This is a genomic window from Vibrio sp. YYF0003 (genome assembly GCF_036350715.1).
Taxonomy (GTDB): Bacteria; Pseudomonadota; Gammaproteobacteria; order Enterobacterales; family Vibrionaceae; genus Vibrio; species Vibrio natriegens.
The window spans coordinates 68,651-86,040 of record NZ_JAZDWA010000002.1; the positions used below are offsets into that span (position 1 = coordinate 68,651).

The window sequence follows — 17,390 nt, forward strand, 5'->3', positions numbered from 1 at the left end:
GTTGGATTTATTCCAATTTGTTTTATCAACATCTGCGAAAGGATTTTACGGGTAAGCAATCAAAATTCATTGAAATAACAGCGTAAATATGACAATAAAGGAGAAGTTTCTCTCTTTGCTTGGTGGATGTAAGCTTGATACAAAATTTTGAAGCGTTTTTAATCGCTATAACCATACTGACGCTCACTCCGGGATTGGATACCGCGTTAGTCATTCGTAATTCGTCACGTGGTGGATTTACTGATGGAGCGGTCACTAGCCTTGGTATTTGCCTTGGGTTATTTGTTCACGCGACATTTTCCGCGATCGGTATTTCTGCGATCCTTGCCCAGTCTGCAGAATTGTTCCATATGGTTAAAATGGTCGGTGCGGCTTATCTTATCTACTTAGGCTTTACGACGCTGAAAGGGTTATGGAACAACACGGCAGCACCGCAAGATGCTTCTAGGGGAATTACCCGTCACGAATTCAGTTTCTCTCGTTCATTGAGAGAGGGTTTTTTGTCTAATGTTTTAAACCCAAAAACTGCGGTTTTCTATCTCGCATTTTTACCACAGTTCATCAACCCAGAAGGCTCGGCATTTTTACAGTCGACCTTTATGGCGGCAATCCATTTTGTTATCGCCATGGTTTGGCAATGTGGTTTGGCTGGGGCATTAACATCGGCGAAAAACTTACTTAAAAGTGCACGTTTCATGAACTGGATGGAAGGCACGACTGGTGTAGTGCTGGTGGGGCTTGGCATTAAGTTGATGTTAGAAGACAAGTAGTCTTCATACAAATAAGTGAAAGAGCGACTGGTTAGTCGCTCTTTTTTATTCTGGTTACTGCATTTGTTCACTTTTTAGCTCAGCGAGCAGTTCATAAGAACGCAGTTTTTTCTCGTGATCAAAGATAATCGAGTGGGCAATGATTTCGTCCGCTTGAGTACGTTCTAACAGCGAGTTGAGTTTGTCCAATACGAGGGCTTTGTCACCGTGAATCGACTCTCTGAGCTGATGAGCGACTTGATGCTTTTCATGCGGTTGCCAGAGCTGATCCATGTCGGTAACAGGGGCAGGAATTTTACCTTGGCCACCGCGGATCAACTGCAAGAATTTCTGATATTCCGTCGTCGCTAAATAATTGGCCTCTTCAGTGGTCTCGGCAACGACTACATTAACGCCAATCATCACGTAAGGTTTATCAAGTTGCTCTGATGGTTGGAAATTCGTTCGATAAATGTCCAACGCGCGTAGCATTGCATCTGGTGCGAAGTGTGCTGCAAAGGCAAAGGGAAGTCCTTTAACGGCGGCAAGGTGCGCACTATACGTACTTGAGCCCAGTAACCAAATTGGAACCGAAGAATCTGCGCCCGGGCAGGCTTTTACTGGCTGTGATTTAGAAACTGGCCCCATAAAGAACTGTAACTCTTCGAGCAATTCAGCGAAGTCCGGGTCCATTCTTTCTGGGTCTCGGCGTAGGGCATGCATGGTCGGGTAGTCGGTTCCTGGCGCTCGTCCTAGTCCGAGGTCAATACGCCCCGGATACAGAGCTTCTAATGTGCCAAACTGCTCTGCAATGACTAAAGGCGCGTGATTTGGGAGCATGACGCCACCAGAACCAAGACGAATGCTTTGAGTTTGAGCGCCAATATGACTCATCAGCACTGAAGTCGCTGCACTGGCTATGTCTGGCATGTTGTGATGCTCTGCCAGCCAAAAACGGTGGTAGCCCAGTTTTTCTGCATGTTGGGCTAGGGATACCGACTTTTTATAGGTTTCCGTATAGTTGGAGCCTTCTGCAACGGGCGCTAGATCTAAGATGGAGATTCGTGGGAATGGCATATGACCTCAGCTTTTTTTCTTCGTTCATATAAAGTGGAGCCTTTGTAGTACGAAATAAACCCCTAATTCGTCAATGAAACGCAATCAGGTTATCACTAAGGGATATGCTTAGAAGAAATTCGCAATGTAATCAATACAATCCAACTAGGAATCATGTTTCGCCAGTTCAACACGCTCTAGCCAATGGAGTAGGTAATCGCTAAGTGCTTGGGGCTGTGCTAATGGTAAGTCGTGCGCATCACAATCAAAATGTACTATTTCGATTTGCCAGGCTTTAGCAATGGCTTCCCCACATCGGCTATCAACCAGTTTATCTGCTGTGCTGACGATAACTTGACTCGGACAAGCAGGTGGCGAACTTTGGCCTTTAAATTGCGCAGCCGCATACAGCTGGCGAATGGTGTTGCTGAAACTGACGGGGTGTTGTCGAGCGAGCTTGATATGGTGTGTGAGAACGTCTGGCTGATTGACACTGACTGGGCTGGTCCATTTTAGAATCGATTGTTGGAAAGCTTCGCTTCCTTTTAACCTAGAAACTGCGATGCTGAACAGCGCATAGATGTTGATTCTGCGCCAAAAAGGACTGTAACGAGAAAAGCTCGGATTGATCAGGGTTAAGCTGGCAACTTGATCGGGTAGGGTATATGCCCAGTGGCTGGCCAGCATGGACCCCATTGAAATGGCGACCAGATGATAACGTTCACACTGGCCAGGGAGTTGCTCGATCATGGATGGGAGCATCTGTTCAATCTTCAGCGGGCTGAGTTCACGATATTTTTCACCATTCCCAGGTACGTTAGGTGTGATGATAATCAACTCTGGTGAGATTTTTGTCAGTGCATTGAGCATACTTTGCCAATGACCACTCTCTCTTAGCAAGCCTCTCACTAATACTATCGGTACCATAGCTTTGTTGCCTTTTCCGTATATTTCTTTTCTACATTCGCATCCATGTTTGCTATCAAATCATTATTAAGTACCTGAATTAAATAGCTTAAAAAAGTGCTGTGACGGCGCTGAACTCGTTTAATACGGTGGGATTTAGTCGGATGAAAAAGCTGACTAAATCGCAGCATTTGAATTGGGTTTTTCTTCACCCACAGCCATGATCCTAACTCTAGGGTCAGCGGCAAAAAATGATGCTCGGATTGCGCTTGATGTTGGATCAGCATCCAGTCCCAGAAATCACCATGAGTGGTGTATTGATGCCACTGAGGTTCAAACTGATAGAGTTCATAGTGCGGATAGCTTTTGCGAAATAGCCTGTACAGTAGATAATACTGAGCTAGGTTACTCGGAGGATTTGTGTGATGGGCATAAGGAAACCACAGCCGATCGCGAGTACCAAATCCGCTATGAAGATCCAAAAGAATGGTGGTGCGAGACTGCTTTGTGACGTTTAAAACGTAACGTGACAACACCTGGAGCTCTTGTTCCATTTCGTTTGGATTTCCTCGATACCAAGGCAAGCATGAGCTAAAACTTTGTCCGGCATAAAGTTGGTAAACAGAGTTGTCACTATTGATCGGTGAATTGCGCATTAAATCCACGCCATTGTGATTTGCCCGCTTTTTAAGTGCCACACCCCAAGGATTCACAACGGGCACCGCGATGATACGCAAGTTATCGAGAGATTGTTTCAGTTGTCGATCCCATTCCAGCCGTCTTAGCAAACTCTTCAGAAAGGCGAGAATTATCTGGCTACCGATACGTTCAACACCATGAATCGCACCAGTAAAAAACAGACAAGGTGCATCGTTGTTGGTTGAGCCTAATTCAAGCGCATAAATCGGTAGCGATTTATCTTTATAATCGACGTCGTCAAGAAGGTGTAGGCGTATATTCTGAGGGTATTGCTCCGCGAGTTGCTCTATGTGCTGTATTTCACGAGGAATGTGTCCAGTCATCTCGATGCTCAGATAGGGTTTGAAGTGATACCATTCAAAATAAAGACTTGATCATAATCGTCAGTTGACAACGTAGCACACTGCCTAATTGCAATTGCTGTTCGAATAACGATCCGCTGCACTAATCGATTTCCTTGACGAAATCGAAATCATCTATTTGTCCAGACTGGCATAAGTGTAGAACGGGTTGAATGTTGGTTTGGTGAAGTATTTGTTTCAGTCTGAGTAACTAGGAATAAAAAATGCGAAGCTGGTAGGCTTCGCATCATGTTACTAACGTTTCTAAATTGGTAAAGAACTATGCCGTCACTTTATCGCCCATAGCCGATGTAACGTGCGCAAAGTATCTTTTGGTTTCTTCTACAACGACTTGGCGGAGTGCAATCAAACCGATCAAGTTCGGAATGGCCATCAGTCCATTTACGATGTCAGCCAGAATCCAAATCATGTCCAGATGCAGGAACGCGCCTGAAGCGACTAAACCAACAAAAATCAGTTTGTATGGCAGTACCGCCTTAGTGCCGAACAAGAACACGACACAACGCTCACCGTAGTAGTTCCAACCAAGAATGGTTGTAAAGGCGAAAAACATCAGACCAATTGATACCAGCATTGGACCAAAGGTGTCAGCATTTAAACCAACCGCAAAAGCGTGGGTCGTCATTGCTGCGCCAGAGAAGTCACTTTGCCATGCGCCAGTCAGGATAAGAGCAAGACCGGTCATAGTACAAATGATGATGGTATCGAAGAAGGTACCTGTCATGGAAATCAGACCTTGTTTGACACAAGAATCTGTTTTCGCTGCTGCCGCCGCCATTGGTGCACTACCCAAGCCAGATTCGTTTGAGAATACACCTCGAGCGATACCCGATTGGATAGCCAGCATGATGCTTGCGCCCAGGAAACCACCTGTTGCTGCAGTAGAAGTGAAGGCTGATACCAACACTAATTCAATAGCGTTCAGTAGTTGGTCTGCATTCATGATAATCACGCTTAGACACGCCAATACATAGAATACAGCCATGGTTGGTACAACTTTACCAGCGACCTTAGCAATAGATTTGATACCACCTAAAGTGACAAAAGCGACTAATAGAGTCAGGATGAAAGCAGATAGCTCACGGTTAGCACCGAAAGAAATCTCTGTCGCATCCAAAATCGCGTTCACTTGAGGAAAAGTACCGATACCAAAACAAGCCACACCTAAAGCAAATACAGCGAACATGATCGCCAGTGCTTTAGATCCTACACCATATTGTAGGTAGTACATCGGGCCACCGATCATTTGGCCTTTATCATCAACTTGGCGGTATTTTACTGCAAGTAGACACTCAGCGTATTTGGTTGCCATTCCGAATAGGGCAGCAAGCCACATCCAGAACAAAGCACCCGGACCACCAAGTTTAATTGCGGTAGCAACACCAACAATATTACCAGTACCGATAGTGGCTGAAAGTGCAGTACATAATGCTGCAAAGCTAGAAACGTCACCCTGTTTATCAGATGACTTATCTTTACTAAATACCATCACTAACGCGGTCGGTAGATGTTTAAACTGGATTAAGCCGAGGCTAAAAGTGAAGTAAACACCGGTACCCACAAGCAAAAGCAGTAGTGGTGGACCCCAGACAAAGTTATCGATGGTTTGAAGTAAAGATTGTAGGTCGTTCATGATTTCCCCTTAATAAAACAACTAATAAGGAGAAGAGGGAAAGGGCGAGATACAAGATCTCTAATAGAACAAAGCTATTTAAAAGACGGGAACGCCAAATAGTTAGGTTACAACTTTCCACTCCTCTGTCCTTTTGCCTGAGAGTTTCACCCTGTGCATGACACAGGACTTGCTCCTTCGGCGACCGATTAAACGGTTCTCTCCAGAGGTTCCTCCAACTACAGTCCCCGCTACCTAAGTAGCACCTGAAATAGTTAATTCTTCGGCAGGTTATGCTAATCAAAAATTAAATTTTGATTAATAACCACTCTCCTGCAGTCTTCATCGGAACAATTACCTGAAATGATTCACAAACTTAGCGAATGTTACTAAAATGTTAAAAAGTTTCAGATAATCAGATAGTTAGCTTTCGCTAACGCAGGTAATCTATCAAAAGTGTGATGTAGGTTTCAAGTTGTTTTTGAGTGAAAAGCACAATTTGTACCCCAGTTTGTATGCCAATTTAAACTTGGTTTGAGCGCGGTTCAGCAAGTCTTGAGTAGTCACCTTAATAAGCAACAAATAGTACTGGGTTTCGTTAATTAATTGATAATTAACCCTAGAGAGGCAGAAAAACTGCCAACTGAAGAATCCCACCCGGCTATTACATAGATCGCTCAAAAGAAATTATGGACAATTTTATCCATAATGATTGGCCAAAATGGCTCTGTTTCTGTTACCTCGTGATAGGTAATATGCACCGCATCGGTAACGCAATAAGGAATTATAAATGTCACATCCAATCATCCAAGATTTGAATCGTCGCTACACAGCGAAAAAATATGACGCAAGTAAGCGTATTTCACAACAAGATATGGATGTAATCAAAGAAGCGATCCGTTTGTCAGCATCTTCGATCAACTCACAGCCATGGAAGTTCATCGTGATTGAGAGCGATGAAGCGAAGCAACGTTTTCACGATACTTTCGCGAACATGCACCAGTTTAATCAACCGCACGCGAAAGAAGCGTCACACATCATTTTGTTTGCACACAACCCGAAGTTTACCAAAGATGATTATCGCAAAGTCGTCGATGTGGAAGTTTCTTCAGGTCACTTACCAGCAGAGATGTATGACAACATGCTCAATGGAGCATTCGGATTTGCAGAGTCACAAACCAATGAACTTGGCTTTAATGGTCACTGGACTAAAGCGCAAACCTACATTGCCCTAGGTAATACTCTGCATGTGTTGGCACGCCTTGGCATTGCTTCAACACCAATGGAGGGCGTCGATCCTGAAATGATCGGCAAAATCTTCGAGAAAGAGCTTGATGGCTACGTATGTGAGTTTGCACTGGCGATGGGTTACCATCTTGAAGGCGAAGACTACAACTACGGTTTACCTAAATCTCGCCTTGCAGCAGAAGATGTTCTGGTTACCCTGTAATTAATAAAACAAGATAGAATCACTAAGCCACCCGAGTCATTCAGCTTGGGTGGTTTTTTTATCTTCATTTAGCGGAGTTTTGGCCTCGATATACTCAAGCCAGCGTGGTGGGTTGCCTATGTATGCCTCTACTGCGCTTATAAACGCTTGAACCAGCCGAGTTTGTTTACGGTGCGGATAGAGGGCGTAAATAGCCTTATCCTGCGTGACAATGTTGTGCTTGGGAAGCAGTTGTACCAATCCAAGCTCAGAGAGTGGTTGCGACAGGTTTGAGGCATCAAGACGCGCATAACCGACGCCATCTCTGACCGCTTCAATCAGGGTGCGCACATCATTAACCCGATAGCGTCCTTGCATCTTATACTCTTGATAATCCTCGCCATTGGCAGTTTCACTGATAGTAAAAGTATCCAAAGTGACATCATTATTGCTGTAGATCACCGCAGGCAAAGCGTTAAGTTCCTTCGGCGAGGTTGGCAAACCATACTCTTTAACAAAGCGGTTTGCAGCCACTAAGATAAAGTGGGATTTGGCGATAGTCTTGGCGATCAGGCTTGAGTCGGACAACTTACTCAAGCGAAAGGCGAGATCGTAATGATCAGAGATAATGTCAGATTTTCTGTCGTCCAACGAATGGTGGATCTGCACATCGGGGTGGGCGCGCATAAACTCGGTGATCACTGGCCGTAAATATTGATGACCAAAATAACTGGGCGACGTGATACGCAAGACCCCTTTGGGTTTTTCCTGATAGGCATCTGCGGAGAGTTGGATCTCTTGCAAGGTATTGCGCAGAGTTTGTCCGTAACGGAAGATCTCCTCACCGGCTGAGGTCATTGAAAATGAGCGCGTAGAGCGATTCAGTAGCTGCACGCCCAGATCGCTCTCAAGGCGCTTGATCTGTTTAGATAGTGAGGAATTATCCATTTCATTGAGCGCTGCTGCTTTGGAAAACGAGCCTTGCTGTACAACATCGACAAACAGCAGAATTTGGTTGGAGTTGACCATGATTTTCCTATCAAATAAGGGGGAGTGAAAGCTAGAAAATAACAGTTCATTAGAACCAGATCATAGCTCGTATTTTGTGGCGCTAGCCACTTTCCGAAGCCAGTTCGATACTGGACTCAAACTTGCCGTAGCGTCTTGTTATGTTACCGCTTAAACCTAATATGTTCAGCGCTGCCGATGCCTTCCTTATCATTTGCACAATATGACTCTGAGTTATTCCATTTATCTCTTCATTCAATCTGATGAAGTCACGATATAGCCCCTGGAGCAAGTTCCTCATGACAGGCGATGTTGCATTCTCTGCATCCTTTCACTTGGTTTTGGTTTGTTGCGAAAAAGTAATAGGGATGTGGATTCATTACATTAAGGTAACATTTTGCAACCACTATCGAGTTCTGTGATAACGCTTCATTTTGTTACATCATAACACTACGTATTCATTTCCAATGCATTGAATGGATTAGCATATCGCCTTAGCATAAAAATAGACCTCGGTATCAAAATTATGCCTAGGTCTCAAAATTACGACAACTAATGGATTAGGAAAGTAAATGGAAAGTCTTAGTTTTAAAGCTAGGTTAACTAGTTGTATAGTCGCGCTATCTTGTTGCTCAACAACAGCTTTAGCGAATCAAATCGCCGATGATGGTCGTGTAAAAGACCGATATATCATTGAGTTCAAAGGCAAGTCACTCGCTGATGTTACCGATGCAAATGAAAAAAAAGCTCACCTAGAAGATATACAAGCAGAACAAAACGCTTTTCGTAGCGAAGCAAAGAAAAAGAAACTTAATTTTAAAGAACTTTCAAAATTTAACCGATTGGTGAATGGTGTTTCAATCGAAGCCAATTCTGAAACGATTAAAGCTTTTGAAAAGTTTTCAATGGTAAAGGCTATTCACCCTGAATACGTTTACTTCTCAGGCGAAGAAATCGAAGAAGCAGTACCTGATGCTACTCGTGAAACCATAACAGTAACTAACCTTACAGGTGTTCCAGAGGCGCATGCTGCAGGTTTTACCGGTAAAGGTATTACTGCCTGTGTGGTTGATTCTGGTATTGATACCGAACATCCGGCATTTGCAGGTAAAATTTTAGGTGGTTATGACTTTGCCGAGGGTGATTCTGATTACTCAGACTCTGGCTACCATGGTACCCATGTCGCAGGTATTCTTGCTGGTAATGGCCCAAATATGGTGGGTGTAGCACCTGATGCTAAATTACGCATTTATAAAGTATTTGGTGGTGAAAACAGTGGCTATACATCAACAATTTTGAACGCGCTAGAGCAAGCCGTTGCGGATGATTGTGATGTTGTTAACATGAGTTTAGGCTCAATCCGTGGTGGGGTGATTCAAAAGTCTATTTTACCGAAAGCGGTTGATAAATTAGCGGTAAAAGATATAGCGCCGGTCGTATCTATTGGTAATGCGTCTGCAGGTCCTTTCCTTCCTGCAGCGCCCGCAATTGCTAAAAAGTCAACAGCGGTAGCCTCTGCTATTGGTAGTTACTATGATGCGGCGTTAGCGTTTAAAATTGATGATTTAAAAGTACCATTTGTTATTGCGAATAATTCTTCTGTCCCTCTAGGTGGCAGCAGTGAAGTGATTAACTATGGCGCATTTGACTGTGATGTTGAACCGGTTGGCCCTTTTGAAGGCAAAACAGTATTAGTTAAAAAGCCGAAAGGATCCATCCCTTATTCATGTACCTCTAAACAGGCTGCTTTGTTGGAAAGAGAAGGCGCAGGAGCAATTATTTGGTGGGATGAACCGCTGTATGATACAGACTTTTGGTTGTATCGTTGGGCCAGCAATATGATTCCATATAAACAAAACCTATCGATTCCTGTAGCGAAGATCAGACCAATTGATGTTCCGGCATTAGAGGCCAAAATTGAAGCTGGAGAAACAACAGTGATTTGGGGTGACTATGTATCTATAGATAACCCGTATGCAAATACTCCTTCAATTACATCTACTTGGGGCCCAACACACGAGTTAGACTTCAAGCCGGAAGTAATGGCTCCGGGAGAAAGAATTTATTCTGCGATGCCAAGCCAGTATGCGCATTACGGCTTTTTAACTGGGACATCAATGGCTTCACCCCATGTAGCTGGTATTACAGCGTTAATGAAGTCAGCAAACTCTAAACTTAAGCCTGGCGATATTCGCAACATCCTTATGAATACTGCACAGCCACAAGTCATTGGTTGGACTGGCGAAGTTGGACCAGCATCAACAGCATTGCAAGGCGCTGGTATGGTAAACGCTATTCAAGCATTAACCACCGAAGTTACTGCGTTACCTGCTAAATTTGCTATCGGTGATTTGAACGGTCATAGCTTTGATGGGTCAATTGAGCTAAATAACGACTCTGATCAAACATTAACGTTCCATGTTCGTCATGAAGCAGCATTGACTGCAGCGCCACCTATGACTCAGCGATGGATTGCAAGGAAAGAAGCGGCTGAAGTAACGTTTAACGTTGATCAAATTGAAGTATCTGCAAGTGGTAACGGTACAGTCTATTTTAGTATTACAGAGCCTACCGACGTGCCAGAGGGGGCAGTGATTTCAGGTTGGATCGTATTTGATGCAGTTGAGACGGGCCAAATCATTCGTGTTCCTTATTTAGGTTTAAAAGGCGACTATCACGCCTTACCTATAGAAAATGAGACATTGACCGAAATTAACCCAAGTATGAGCTCATTCTTTACACGTCCAGAAGCAATACCGAACTGTAGTGGCCCTGTTTGGACGCAATCGCCATGTTGTAACCAAACCGAAATTGCAGGTTCTTGTGGTCCTTCATATGGTCCGGGTGTACCTGTAACTTTAGACTTTACTAACGACAGTGCAAAAGACGATACGGTGTTCATGGGGATATCACAAGCCTTCCCTATGTTGCGAAAATTTAAAGCACAAGTGCTAAACAACAAAGGTAAGGTTATTGCTCCTCTGGGTTGGCGTAATATGCCTGAAGGCGTGACGATGGAAGATGTTCAGTACATGGTGCGTACTAGTGGTGCAGGTACTGGATTAGAATTCGGTTTTTGGGATGGTAAACTTGCTGATGGCACCGATGCTCCAGCGGGAGAATACATCATCAAGCTGGAATTCCATAAGTTACTTGGTGAAAACGACATGTCACCAGACATCGAAACTTGGGAATCACATCCAATTACATTGACAAGGTAATTTCCTTTACGCCGTTTATACGCCCGCGAAATAGCGGGCGTTTTTATTAATGAGCCCAAGAAAAAGGGTCGTGACTCAAAAGTGGATCGACCAATAGAACTCACGCTAGTTAAATGTTCCGAAAACCTTTTCATGCATCTTGACTGACTTTGAGCACCCAATGCGGATTTATTTTTCAAATAATTATTTGCAAAGAGCGTGCGTAATCATGGCTAGCTAATCGTTTTGCGTTATACATCGAATAAACTTCACTATTTTGCAGCGTAATGTCGACCAGATGTTCCATAGCGTCAGGTAATGGTTATTCTGTGACTCTAGGTAAGTAGTTCAATTAAGAGCACAAAATTGATCAAAACACCCGCACTCACCTTAAAATCTACGCTATGTTGACGTTGAGGAATATAGAAATAGGTTACAATAAACTTTTGTGAAACTGTCTATGGATTTAGACGAAGTCACAATCGGACAAGGAGGCTGTATGACCAGATTGTTAGCCATAGTGGTTTTGATCGTGTTTGCATTCGTGCTATTTCGTTATCGAACCAATGAAAAAGTCCAAAAAGCGACCATCATTATTTTGATAGGCGCATTCCTGATTTACACCGCATCAATAATGGTCGCGGAACTGATTCGCTAGCAAAATAACAAGATTCCTTGGAGTAATATACGGTGAGTTCTCAGAATAACATTGAAGAACATGAAGACGTGGTTGTGATAGAGCAGCGTGACAAGCGCACTCAAATTTATATCGCAATTGCAGCGGTCTTGGGCATTGCCTTGGGTGGCTTAGTCGGCTCCATTTTAACTGCGAACAAATGGGAATCGGCGTATCAAAGTTTAGAAGAGAAATATGAGGTACTTGCTCAGGATAAAACTCAGCTGGTATCGCAAGTGCAAGTTCGCGAAGCGGGCTTAGAAAAAGAAGTCGAGGACAAAGTAGCGGCTCTTCTTGCGGCAAAAGAAGCGGAGCATCAAAAAGAGCTGAAAGCGCTACAGTCACAACTTACCGAAGTCGAGAAGGTAAACTTGTCTCTTGAATCTCAGGTTAAGCAACAGAACGACAAGATTAGTACCACTAAATCAGAGAACGAAAAACTGACTCGCCAGAGTGGTATACAAGCGACAATGCTGGAACGTTCGCGCGAAGTTTTCCAAAAAGAGCTAAAAGTATCCCAAGAATTAGAATCTTTAGAAAAAGAGCGTGAAAGTTTACTGCCGAAAATTAGTAAGCTGAAGAAAGAGTGCGATGTTTACTTAGAAGGCAAGTCTTGGGACGTGAAATCTGATGTGTGTAACAAACATGACGAAGCTACATCACGCTTAAGTCAGGTTGATCAGCTGATTGAAGTCCACAAAATGGATTTAAAGCAGATCAAAGAAATGAGTGAAGACATGGGGCTCTAATTAGTCTGACTATCACTTCACATAAGCATAAACAAAAAGGAGCACCAATAAGTGCTCCTTTTTTCGTACACTTGTTTGTTTTAAAAGCTAAATACGTGACGCGTCGTAGCCAGACGCCAGCAGTAGCTCTCTTTCGCGTTTAATCAATTGCGCACGATCTTCGATTAATTCGTTTAACGCTAGGGAAGGTTTACCCGCGAATGTCTTGAATTCAGCGAACGTTGTCGCCTTGGAAATTTCATCGATCATACCGCTGATGACGTTACGAGCTTCACACGGGTTATCAACGGTTTTGAAATATTCAACTTGTTGTGCTGCTGCTTTCATTTCTGTCAGTAGTTCAAGAGGACTACTATCCTTTGCCACTGCCATGTAGTTATCAAGCACGCGTTTTGCGTACAGGAGTTCGGTTAGTGGGATATCTCGTCCGCTTTCGATTAGGGACTCGCTAAGGATCATACTTGAGCTCATTGCCATTCCTTTTTTGTCTTCTACACAGCTGTTGGTTTTCACTTGAGTCTAATTTATTGAAGTCCCAATGGGAATGGTTGAATGGAAATTAAAATGATATTTTTAGTCTTTTTTGGTGAATAATAATTCATTTTGGAGTTGAGGACTAAAAATGTGGTTTTTCCGCTACGAACTTTACATTCGATGTCGAAAAGCTAAGGGTCTTTTACAAGTAGAAAGAGGAGCTCAAATGGCTCCTCTTTTAATCAGTGTTAACCCCAAATCTTCTTCTTATTGAGATGAGTACCAATCATGTTTATATGCTTTTGAAGCAAATAGCGCATTGGCTTTCGCTCTTTCAACGATGGCTTCTTCAACGTCCAAAGGTTGCATCGTTTTGTTTTCAAAGTCGTATGACAAAGTAGTCACTTTTTCTCCAGGAGAGAACACGACCAAGTTATCACGCGTTAAGTAACCAAAGTTTTTGTCGTACTGCATCATAGCGCGTTCGTCTTCTCGTGCTAACGGCTTGGTCAGATCGCGTCCAATCATCGGGCTTTTGGCATCCACGCCAATCAGCGAAAGCAGTGTTGGTGGCATGTCGATGTTGTTAGAAATCCGATCGTCTTTGCGAGGCTCAATCCCTTTACCGATGATCAATGCAGGGATGTGGAAGTGTTTGACCGGCACTAAGTTAGCGCCTGATACACGAGCATCATGGTCGGCAATCACGATAAATATGGTGTCATCCCAGTAGCCAGATTTCTTTGCTTTTTCAAAGAAGGTGCCAAGCGCGTAATCTGAATACTTCACGGCATTGTTACGTGTCATGTATTTCTCATCATACTGCTCAATTTTACCTTGAGGGTATTCGTACGGGCTATGGTTACTTGATGTGAACACTAAGCTGAAAAATGGTTTGTCATCCTTAGACAGCCGCTCGAACTCTTCATCCGCTTTGTTATAAAGGTCTTCGTCACTTACGCCCCATGATCCAACGAAGCCGGGGTTTCGGTAATCTTTTTCTTCAACAATTTGTTCAAAACCATTCCCAAAGAAGAAGGTCTTCATGTTGTCGAAGTTTGCCTCACCGCCATAGATAAACTGTGTGTGATAACCTTGATTTTTCAACAAATCAGCAATGGTAAAGAAGCCGGTTTGGCTTTTGCTCAGTTTCACAACCGAACGTGAAGGGGATGGTGGAAAACCAGTCGTTACCGCTTCAATGCCTCGTACTGATCGTGTCCCCGTGGCGTACATTTGGGTAAATAACCAGCCTTCCTCTGTTAATTTGTCCAGATTTGGTGTCAATGGCAGGCCACCTAAAGAGCCCACAAACTGCGTACCCAAACTTTCTTGCAACAGGATAACTAAATTTTTAGGTTTTCCTTTGTAAGTTGCAGAATTGTGATTCATTGTTGGCAAGAGTTCAGGGTTAAAATCCGATTTCTTAGACGATTCGCGAACGATCTCCAACATTTTTTGGCTATCCATCTTGCCGTAAAACTGCTCAGCACTCTTTTCCGATTTCATGTTATTGACGGCAAACAACAGAGAGTATGAAGAGTTGAGGGTCAGGTCGTTCAATAGAGGGTCGCTAGAGAAGGCTACCATCGCTGGGTTAAGAGGACGGTGACCCAAAGAAGAGCGCGCGCCTGCGACACCAATCAGTACAACCAAAATCGCCAACAAAGGACGCCACTTCCAGTGGATCTGCTGTGCAGAATCAGTCAGTTTTTTACTCCATTTCCAACCTAAAATAAGAGTAATAGCCGTACCAGCGGCACCAATGAACAGTTCTAGCTTATAACCTGTCCAGAGCATGCTCATGACTTCTTTAGGATAAATTAAGTACTCGATGAACAGGCGGTTAGGGCGCAGGTCATACTCCTGAATAAACGGAGCGGTTGCCAATTCCATGTAGACCAAAATCCATAGGCCAGCGACCATCCACAGGCGCAGTATCCACTTCCAGCCATTGCCTATTTTGCCCTTCAAAGGCAGCAGTGCAGACAGCAGAGCAGGGAGAATAAATAACCAACACAATGTAGCGAAATCTACGCGAACACCTTGGCCAAGAATATAAATGAGATCTTGAAATGATTCGATTCGGTCTGATTGCCAAAAGAGTAACAGAATTCGTGAAAGTGATAAGAAAGCGAGTGAAAACAAGGAAAAAACAGCAATTGGCTGTAGTGGCCCAAAAACGGGTCTATTAAAAGTACTTCTCATATTTACTTATTTGATAAATTTAAAAGTTGTGCGACGCAGTTTTTATCACGGGTGGCGTGAAATAAACGTGAAACATAACCGTAATCTATATATGAAAGGAGAAGTATCTGAGTTTTTATTCGGGAATGCGACGAGCCTCACTGATAGTTGGGTCAATAACCGCGCAAGCTATGCGCAACTTGGCGCGGTTGGTTCGTTTGTTAGGTATTGGGGAATGCGATCACAAACGTATTCATCCCGTTTTCCCGAGGCGCAATCTCAATCGTGGCATTGTGCAGTAATGCAATGTCTTTGCAAATTGACATACCGAGACCAGCACCATCGCCGGTTTCTGAGTGACCACGATAAAATTGCTCAAAAATTCTCTCACGAGTTTCTTGTGGAATTTCTGGCCCTGTATCCGACACAGACACTTTGACGGCATTCTGATTCTGGGTCACTTGCACCTGAATTTCGCTATTCGCACCGGAATATCGAATGGCGTTATCTATCAGGTTGCGGAACAGGACACCGAGCAACATCGGATCTCCGGACACCTGAACATCCAGAGAGGAGAGGCTGATGTCTTGCTCTTGTCTCAATGCCAGCGGAGCCAGATCGGCGACCACCGTTTGTAGCAGAGGAGTAAGCTCAATAGTGTTAAATACACGTTCCGAGAGACTGTCTACTTTGGCTAAAGTGAGAAGCTGATGAATAAGCCGGTCGGTTCGTTCTATGCCTTTGAGGATATTTTCCAGATCACCACGCAGCTGTTCCGGATCATTACTCTGAAGTGCATTTTCAGCGTTTAAGCGGAGTATAGTGAGCGGCGTTTTCAGCTCGTGAGCGGCGGCGCGAGTAAAGCGTTTTTCACGTTGCCATGCCTGTTCCAGCTCAGACAGCAGGGAGTTTAGCGCATTTACCAAAGGGTCTAGTTCTACCGTGTGGTCCGTTACGTGAATTCGATCTAATCGATGTACATTTCTTTGTGTGATGGCACTACGAAGCTCATTGATGGGGCGAAAGTAGCGTTGAATCAACCAAATCAACAAAAGCAATAACGTTGGGATCAGCAAGATCTGTTCAATCAATGTCGACAGAGCAATTTCACGAATGATCTCTTGTCTTATTTTTTGTTTCTCAGCTACCACGACATATTCATTGTTATGGGTAGTATGAGGGAAGGAGAGTTGGAAGGTTCTCCACGCTGTGCTGTTTACTTTAATATCAAAGTAGCCGTTGTTATTTGATGAAGACGAAAGCGGAGGCAGGCTGGGGGACGAACTCCAAATGAGTTCATCGTCCCTGAAAAACTGAAACACGAGGTTTTGTTCGTAGGGGTGGCCGAACTTGGTTGCTTCATCACCATCGGCTTTTGCTAACTGCTTGATATTTTGCATCCATTGCTGGAACAACTCTTTATGATTGGCAAGTGTGCTCTCTTCTTTCGATACAGAAAGGGTGAGAAACATCAGTTTCGCGGATTGTCCAAGCCTTGCGTCATAAACCTCTTCCACTTCATGCTTGGCGGATTCAAAACTGAAATAAAGTGATATCAGGAGTAAGGTCGAGACCAGCAAGCCAACAGAGACGGTAAGCTTACGTTTTAAAGAGTAGGGCTTGTTATTTTTCAAGAATGTACCCCACACCACGAATGTTTTTAATCGCTACGTTTGGCGCTTTTTTACGTAAGTTGTGTATGTGTACTTCTATCGCGTTGTCACTCGCGCCTTCATCCCAGCCATGCAGAGATTGTTGCAGCTGCTCTTTACTTTGTACCCGACCAGCGTTGGTGATCAAACTCGTTAGAATTTTAAACTCATTGCGGGTCAGTTTGAGAGGCACGCCGTCATAACGAATGTTCTGCTCAGATAACGATAGGGATAACAATCCAACTTGAATAAGCTCGTCGGCGCTGCCTGATTGACGTCGAATGACCACGCGCAACCGCGCAAGTAATTCTTCCAGTGCAAATGGTTTGCCCAGGTAATCATCCGCGCCACTATCCAGACCCTGAACACGATCGCGGATATCATCTCGTGCCGTGAGTATCATGACTGGTAGTTTAAATCCGCCTTTTCGAATGTTACGTAGCACCTCTAATCCATCAATATCGGGTAAAGTGAGGTCTAAAATCACGACAGTAAACGCTTCAGTTTTAAGTGCGCTAGTCACACCCGCCCCTTTTTCTAACCAGTCCACGGTGTATCCATGGCGACTAAGTGAAGTCACCATGGATTGGCCGAGTAGTTTGTCATCTTCTACCAGCAATAAGCGCATAAA

14 protein-coding genes and 1 riboswitch are annotated in these 17,390 nt (G+C 43.9%); of the genes, 5 read left to right on the plus strand and 9 right to left on the minus strand.

Annotated features, from left to right (window positions below):
- Positions 1-134: 134 nt before the first annotated feature.
- Entirely contained in the window at positions 135-770 is a 636-nt protein-coding gene (locus tag V1U08_RS06855) for a LysE family translocator (protein ID WP_024373076.1), read from the plus strand.
- 54 nt (positions 771-824) lie between these two features.
- On the opposite strand, the gene V1U08_RS06860 is transcribed toward V1U08_RS06855, so the two are convergent.
- The 4 genes from V1U08_RS06860 to V1U08_RS06875 all read right to left on the minus strand — a co-directional run bounded on the left by V1U08_RS06860 (position 825) and on the right by V1U08_RS06875 (position 5,405).
- The gene (locus V1U08_RS06860) at positions 825-1,826 is read right to left on the minus strand and encodes an LLM class flavin-dependent oxidoreductase (RefSeq protein ID WP_330470273.1); all 1,002 of its coding nucleotides are present in this window, start codon (positions 1,824-1,826) and stop codon (positions 825-827) included.
- 144 nt (positions 1,827-1,970) lie between these two features.
- Entirely contained in the window at positions 1,971-2,732 is a 762-nt protein-coding gene (locus V1U08_RS06865) for an alpha/beta fold hydrolase (protein WP_330470274.1), read from the minus strand.
- Positions 2,720-3,733, minus strand: a complete 1,014-nt coding sequence (locus V1U08_RS06870) for a DUF2817 domain-containing protein (RefSeq protein ID WP_330470275.1) — start codon at positions 3,731-3,733, stop codon at positions 2,720-2,722. Before V1U08_RS06870 ends, V1U08_RS06865 begins: the two co-directional genes overlap by 13 nt.
- Positions 3,734-4,031: 298 nt before the next feature.
- A complete protein-coding gene (locus tag V1U08_RS06875; RefSeq protein WP_020336373.1) occupies positions 4,032-5,405 on the minus strand; it encodes an alanine/glycine:cation symporter family protein in 1,374 nt (457 codons plus the stop codon).
- A 115-nt stretch (positions 5,406-5,520) separates the two neighbouring features.
- Positions 5,521-5,621: riboswitch (glycine riboswitch) on the minus strand.
- 553 nt (positions 5,622-6,174) lie between these two features.
- On the opposite strand from V1U08_RS06875, the gene V1U08_RS06880 reads away from it, so the two are divergent.
- On the plus strand, positions 6,175-6,834 hold the full coding sequence (locus V1U08_RS06880; RefSeq protein WP_020336371.1) for a nitroreductase family protein: 660 nt from the start codon (positions 6,175-6,177) through the stop codon (positions 6,832-6,834).
- A 36-nt stretch (positions 6,835-6,870) separates the two neighbouring features.
- On the opposite strand, the gene V1U08_RS06885 is transcribed toward V1U08_RS06880, so the two are convergent.
- The gene (locus V1U08_RS06885) at positions 6,871-7,842 is read right to left on the minus strand and encodes a LysR family transcriptional regulator (protein WP_330470276.1); all 972 of its coding nucleotides are present in this window, start codon (positions 7,840-7,842) and stop codon (positions 6,871-6,873) included.
- 551 nt (positions 7,843-8,393) lie between these two features.
- Here V1U08_RS06885 and V1U08_RS06890 point away from each other — a divergent pair.
- The 3 genes from V1U08_RS06890 (at position 8,394) to V1U08_RS06900 (ending at position 12,446) form a co-directional block, all read left to right on the plus strand.
- Positions 8,394-11,042 (plus strand): S8 family serine peptidase, encoded by a 2,649-nt coding sequence (locus tag V1U08_RS06890; RefSeq protein ID WP_330470277.1) that lies wholly within the window; start codon positions 8,394-8,396, stop codon positions 11,040-11,042.
- A gap of 478 nt (positions 11,043-11,520) precedes the next feature.
- Entirely contained in the window at positions 11,521-11,679 is a 159-nt protein-coding gene (locus V1U08_RS06895; protein ID WP_014231978.1) for a hypothetical protein, read from the plus strand.
- A gap of 32 nt (positions 11,680-11,711) precedes the next feature.
- Complete coding sequence (locus V1U08_RS06900; protein ID WP_065302439.1) at positions 11,712-12,446, plus strand: chromosome partitioning protein ParA; 735 nt, start codon at positions 11,712-11,714, stop codon at positions 12,444-12,446.
- A gap of 87 nt (positions 12,447-12,533) precedes the next feature.
- On the opposite strand, the gene V1U08_RS06905 is transcribed toward V1U08_RS06900, so the two are convergent.
- From V1U08_RS06905 to V1U08_RS06920, 4 genes are all read right to left on the minus strand, one after another.
- Positions 12,534-12,917 (minus strand): hypothetical protein, encoded by a 384-nt coding sequence (locus tag V1U08_RS06905; RefSeq protein WP_065296904.1) that lies wholly within the window; start codon positions 12,915-12,917, stop codon positions 12,534-12,536.
- Between the two features lie 270 nt (positions 12,918-13,187).
- A complete protein-coding gene (locus V1U08_RS06910) occupies positions 13,188-15,128 on the minus strand; it encodes an LTA synthase family protein (protein WP_330470278.1) in 1,941 nt (646 codons plus the stop codon).
- 200 nt (positions 15,129-15,328) lie between these two features.
- Positions 15,329-16,741 (minus strand): sensor histidine kinase, encoded by a 1,413-nt coding sequence (locus tag V1U08_RS06915; RefSeq protein ID WP_330470279.1) that lies wholly within the window; start codon positions 16,739-16,741, stop codon positions 15,329-15,331.
- Entirely contained in the window at positions 16,731-17,387 is a 657-nt protein-coding gene (locus V1U08_RS06920; RefSeq protein WP_330470280.1) for a response regulator, read from the minus strand. Before V1U08_RS06920 ends, V1U08_RS06915 begins: the two co-directional genes overlap by 11 nt.
- Positions 17,388-17,390 lie beyond the last annotated feature (3 nt).

Coding starts and splice junctions, on each gene's coding strand:
- V1U08_RS06860 (WP_330470273.1), bottom strand. CDS start 1,826: ATGCCATTCCCACGAATCTCCATCTTAGATCTAGCGCCCGTTGCAGAA.
- V1U08_RS06865 (WP_330470274.1), bottom strand. CDS start 2,732: ATGGTACCGATAGTATTAGTGAGAGGCTTGCTAAGAGAGAGTGGTCAT.
- V1U08_RS06870 (WP_330470275.1), bottom strand. CDS start 3,733: ATGACTGGACACATTCCTCGTGAAATACAGCACATAGAGCAACTCGCG.
- V1U08_RS06875 (WP_020336373.1), bottom strand. CDS start 5,405: ATGAACGACCTACAATCTTTACTTCAAACCATCGATAACTTTGTCTGG.
- V1U08_RS06880 (WP_020336371.1), top strand. CDS start 6,175: ATGTCACATCCAATCATCCAAGATTTGAATCGTCGCTACACAGCGAAA.
- V1U08_RS06885 (WP_330470276.1), bottom strand. CDS start 7,842: ATGGTCAACTCCAACCAAATTCTGCTGTTTGTCGATGTTGTACAGCAA.
- V1U08_RS06890 (WP_330470277.1), top strand. CDS start 8,394: ATGGAAAGTCTTAGTTTTAAAGCTAGGTTAACTAGTTGTATAGTCGCG.
- V1U08_RS06895 (WP_014231978.1), top strand. CDS start 11,521: ATGACCAGATTGTTAGCCATAGTGGTTTTGATCGTGTTTGCATTCGTG.
- V1U08_RS06905 (WP_065296904.1), bottom strand. CDS start 12,917: ATGAGCTCAAGTATGATCCTTAGCGAGTCCCTAATCGAAAGCGGACGA.
- V1U08_RS06910 (WP_330470278.1), bottom strand. CDS start 15,128: ATGAGAAGTACTTTTAATAGACCCGTTTTTGGGCCACTACAGCCAATT.
- V1U08_RS06920 (WP_330470280.1), bottom strand. CDS start 17,387: ATGCGCTTATTGCTGGTAGAAGATGACAAACTACTCGGCCAATCCATG.